The sequence below is a fragment of the Novosphingobium sp. NDB2Meth1 genome (assembly GCF_900117425.1).
In the GTDB taxonomy this organism is placed as follows: domain Bacteria; phylum Pseudomonadota; class Alphaproteobacteria; order Sphingomonadales; family Sphingomonadaceae; genus Novosphingobium.
The window spans coordinates 1-4,598 of sequence record NZ_FPEH01000013.1; the positions used below are offsets into that span (position 1 = coordinate 1).

General features: G+C 62.5%; 3 protein-coding genes. 1 reads left to right on the plus strand and 2 read right to left on the minus strand.

The window, feature by feature from the left end:
• Window positions 1-110: 110 nt before the first annotated feature.
• Both NDB2M1_RS06935 and NDB2M1_RS06940 read right to left on the minus strand, forming a co-directional pair.
• The gene (locus tag NDB2M1_RS06935; protein ID WP_004213209.1) at window positions 111-896 is read right to left on the minus strand and encodes an SDR family NAD(P)-dependent oxidoreductase; all 786 of its coding nucleotides are present in this window, start codon (window positions 894-896) and stop codon (window positions 111-113) included.
• Window positions 893-1,444, minus strand: a complete 552-nt coding sequence (locus NDB2M1_RS06940) for a recombinase family protein (RefSeq protein WP_004213210.1) — start codon at window positions 1,442-1,444, stop codon at window positions 893-895. Before NDB2M1_RS06940 ends, NDB2M1_RS06935 begins: the two co-directional genes overlap by 4 nt.
• Before the next feature lie 139 nt (window positions 1,445-1,583).
• Between NDB2M1_RS06940 and NDB2M1_RS06945 the strand changes: the two genes are divergently transcribed.
• Window positions 1,584-4,541, plus strand: coding sequence for a Tn3 family transposase (locus tag NDB2M1_RS06945; protein ID WP_072380871.1), 2,958 nt, complete (start codon window positions 1,584-1,586; stop codon window positions 4,539-4,541).
• Window positions 4,542-4,598 lie beyond the last annotated feature (57 nt).

A 4,598-nucleotide genomic window follows, 5' to 3' on the forward strand; every position in this document is an offset into this window, starting at 1 on the left:
GGGGTGACTACACGAAAGTGACGTATCTGCACGCTAAGGGCGAACAAATCCGGTACGATGCCAGCAGATGCTATTCGCAGGCTTTCCTGCCCCTTTTATGTGGTGCCGCCCTACGGGCGCCGATATGGGAGGGCGGCAATCCGATTGACCAACGATCGAGGTAGAACCCTGCTCGCCAAATATGTGAGCTGGTTGCCCATCCCCGGTATGGCGAAGGATTGCCGATAAACCAGAGCGTGGACTGCATGGGCCGCGCACCGGTCAACGTCCATCAAACCCAACCTCCCCCACTTCAAATCGCTGAGGGCAGCCATGTCTGTGTCGATTCCACCGGGTGCAAAAGACCCAACACTCACTCCCGTCCCGGCAAGCTCCACGGAAAGCGCTCGCATGAGGGTGCTCACATAGGCTTTCGACGCGCCGTAGACCGCTTGGAAGGGCACGGATGTTTCGCCCGCCAGGCTCGACACGGCGATTACTGAGGATTCAAACGGCTGCTCCCTGAAAATCGCAATCAGGCGAGCCAGCAAATCCGTGAAACCGAGTATGTTTGTTTCAATTACCTCGGCATAAGTGTCGGCACGGCCTGCATCAAATGAACCAACGCTCGTCATTCCGGCAACCAACAAAGCGGCTGTTACTTGCAATTCTGCAACCTTAGCCGCGATTTTCTCCCTGCCCTCGATTTCACGTTGATCAGCCACTATAATCTCGCACGGCACATTGAACCGCTCGTCAATTTCGGTCTGTAGCTCCCGCAAGTTGTCGAGCCTTCGTCCAACAATCAGGGGCTTGGCCTGGTACGATGCCGCCAAGCGGAGGGCGGACGCTCTGCCCAAACCGGTCGAAGCCCCTGTGACCAGCACCCACGAGTTCTTGATCGCCAGCGGTTTCACGCGTTTTCCAGAGCCTTGTATAGGGCGGTTTTGCCGATCTTGAGCCGGGCCGCCGCCTCACGAACAGTGAGGCCCGCTGCGATATGCGCCCGCGCTTTACGTAGTTTGTCGGGGGTAACGACAGGCCGGCGACCACCCTTGTTGCCCCGCTCGCGTGCGGCCTTGAGGCCGGCATGAGTGCGTTCACGGATCAGGTCACGCTCGAATTGGGCCAGCGAGCCGAAGATGTTGAACACCAGCATGCCGCCCGAAGTGGTGGTGTCGATATTCTCGGTGAGTGAGCGGAACCCGATGCCGCGCGCCGCAAGCTCGCCGACCTTCTCGATCAGGTGGCTCATCGAGCGGCCGAGGCGGTCGAGTTTCCAGACCACCAGCGTGTCGCCGGGGCGCAAATAGGCGAGCGCTTCGGTTAGGCCAGGCCGATCGGCTTTTGCCCCGGATGCGTGATCGTCGAATATACGGTCGCACCCGGCAGTGTTCAGCGCGTCAAGCTGGAGCGACAGCTTCTGGTCTGCGGTCGAGACGCGCGCATAGCCGATCAGCGCCACATGATGCCCGATCCTGTCCGTTTTCCCGTCATTATGCGATCTTGTCCGAATCGCCGTTACAGGTCCAGAGTTAACGGACATATTCCTGTTGGCCGCCAGAGGACCGTCTGACGGACACGCAAAGCGAAGGAGATGATGCTTGGCGAGACGGCGACTGGTGAGCCTGGAAATCTGGGCGAGGCATTATGGCGCGCCGCTCGATGAGCGCGAGATCGCGCGTCATTATACGCTGACCAGCGACGACCTGGAAATTGTCGGCCGCCGTCGCGGCGATGCCACCCGGCTCGGCTATGCGATGCTCATGCTATATATGAGATGGCCTGGCCGTGCGCTGGAAGCGGGCGAAGTCCCGCCCGCTCCTGTGCTCGCCTATGTGGCGCAGCAACTCGGCGTCGCGCCGGCAGCCTTCGCGGATTATGCCCATCGGGACCAGACCCGTCGCGAGCATCTCGTCGAAATCCGACGATCGCACGGGTTCAGGATTTTTGACCGCAACGCTTTCCGTGAAGTTGTCGCCTTCTCGGTCCCAATCGCGCAGACCATCATACACCCCGGCCAGATGGCAGACGTCATCGTCGATGAACTCCGGCGCCTGCAGATCCTCCTGCCTTCTCCGTCGATTCTCGAAGCGGTGCTGCGGCGGGCGCGCCAGCAAGCCGAACAGCTTACCTATGAAGTGCTCACGAATGGCCTGCTGCCTGACACCCTTCAGGGCCTGGACGATTTGCTGGCCCGACGACCGGGGCAGGTCGCGACATGGCTATCCTGGATGCGCAATGCGCCACAATCGCCGGCAGCGCGCAACATCCTGCGCCTGATCGAACGGCTCGCCTATATCCGCGCGCTGGGCCTCGATCGCGCCCGTGCCGACATGATCCCGGCTTTGACTTTTGACAGGCTGGCGGACGAAGGCAGCCGCATCACACCCCAGCACCTTGGCGAACTCAATGCCCTGCGCCGCCATGCGACGCTGGCGGCAACCGGCATCCGGCTTGAGGAAAGCCTGACCGACGCCACCCTGACGATGTTCGACAAGCTGTTGGGCAGCATGGCGCGCCGCGCCGAGAACCGGACCCGCGACAAAGCCCTCAAGACGGTGCGCGAGTTGCAAGGCCACCTCCGGACGCTCACGGGGTCTTGCCGCCTCCTCATCGACGCGCGCAGCAAGGGCGTGGATTCTCTGGCGCAGATCGAGGCGCTGGACTGGCAGCACTTCGCCGTGGCCGTCGAGCAGGCCGAAGTGCTCGGGCGACCGGAAACCGTCGATCGCACCGCCGAATTGATCGAGCGGCATCGGACGGTGAAGCTCTTTGTCGGCGCTTTTCTCAACGCCTTCGAGTTTCGCGGCGCCGGCGCGGTTCAGGGGCTCCTGTCAGCGCTGGCCATCATCGCGGAGCTATATCGGACCGGCAAACGGCGCTTGCCTGATCGCGTGCCGCTACGCTTTGTGCCGCCCGCATGGCGCCCGTTCGTCCTGCGGGATGGCATCGTTGATCGTGCCGCTTATGAACTATGCGCCTTGTCGCAACTACGCGAGCGGTTGCGAGCCGGGGATATATGGGTCGCGGGAAGCCGGCAGTTTCGCGATTTCGACAGCTATCTCATACCGCCGGCGACCTTTGCGGCGCTGCGCGAGAAGGGGCCGTTGCCGCTCGCCATCGAAACGGATTTCGAGCGCCATATCGAGGAACGGCGCACCAGGCTCGACACGGCGATCGAGCAGGTAACGGTCCTTGCACGGCAAGGGGAGCTGCCCCAGGTTAAGCTTGACGAAAACGGTCTCATCATCTCGCCGCTGAAGGCGGCAACACCGCCCGCCACCGAGATTGCCCGTCGCGCCGCCTATGATCGACTGCCGCGCGTGAAGATCACCGATCTTCTGCTGGAGGTCGATGCCTGGACCGGGTTCAGCGAATGCTTCATCCATCGTCGTTCGGGCCGGGAAGCCGACGATCGCAATGCGCTGCTCACGGTCATCCTCGCCGATGGCATCAATCTCGGCCTCACACGCATGGCGGAAACCTGCCGGGGCGCAAGTCTGCGTCAGCTCGCCCATCTTCACGACTGGCACATCAGCGAAGCCGCCTATGGCGAAGCGTTGGGAAGGCTGATCGACGCCCATCGCGCCATGCCGCTCGCCGCGCTGTGGGGAGACGGCACCACTTCGTCGAGCGACGGACAGCAATTTCATGCCGGGGGCCGTGGGGCCGCGATCGGCGACATCAACGCGCGCAGCGGCAACGAACCAGGCGTTGCCTTCTACACCCATGTCTCGGATCGATATGACCCCTTCGCAAGTTGGGTGATCGCGGCGACCGCTGGCGAAGCGCCCTATGTGCTGGATGGCTTGCTGTATCACCAGACCGGCCTGACGATCGAGGAGCACTACACCGATACGGGCGGGGCATCGGACCATGTGTTCGGCCTCATGCCCTTCTTCGGCTACCGCTTCGCGCCGCGCCTGCGCGACATCAAGGAGCGTCGTTTACACCTCCTTCCCGGCCAAGAATCCGGCCCCTTGCTTGCCGGCATGACGGCCGAACCGATCGCATTGGGTCATGTCGCGGCGCATTGGGACGAACTGCTGCGGTTCGCCACGTCGATCCGCACCGGCACCGTCACTGCTTCGGCAATGCTGCGCCGCTTGTCCGCCTATCCGCGACAGAACGGACTGGCCCTCGCACTACGCGAGCTGGGCCGCCTCGAACGCTCCATTTTCATGCTCGACTGGCTGCGCGACATCGACCTGCGCCGGCGCACCCAGGCGGGCCTCAACAAAGGCGAAGCCCGCAACGCGCTCGCCCGCGCGCTCTTCTTCAACCAGCTCGGCGAACTGCGCGATCGTCGGTTCGAGAACCAGACCTATCGCGCCTCCGGCCTCAACCTGCTCGTCGCCGCCATCATCTTGTGGAACACTCGCTATCTCGAAATGGCGCTGGCGGACATCGGCACAGCCGACGAAATCGCACGCCACATCGCGCCATTGGGCTGGGAGCATATCTCGCTGACCGGTGACTATAGCTGGAATGTTGAAGATCAACCCGATCCGGACGCCTTGCGACCGCTGCGCGCCGTCAACTCCCTACTTGCCGCGTGACGTTCGCTATCCGTTCGCCCTTTCCGTGCAGATACGTCACTTTCGTGTAGTCACCCC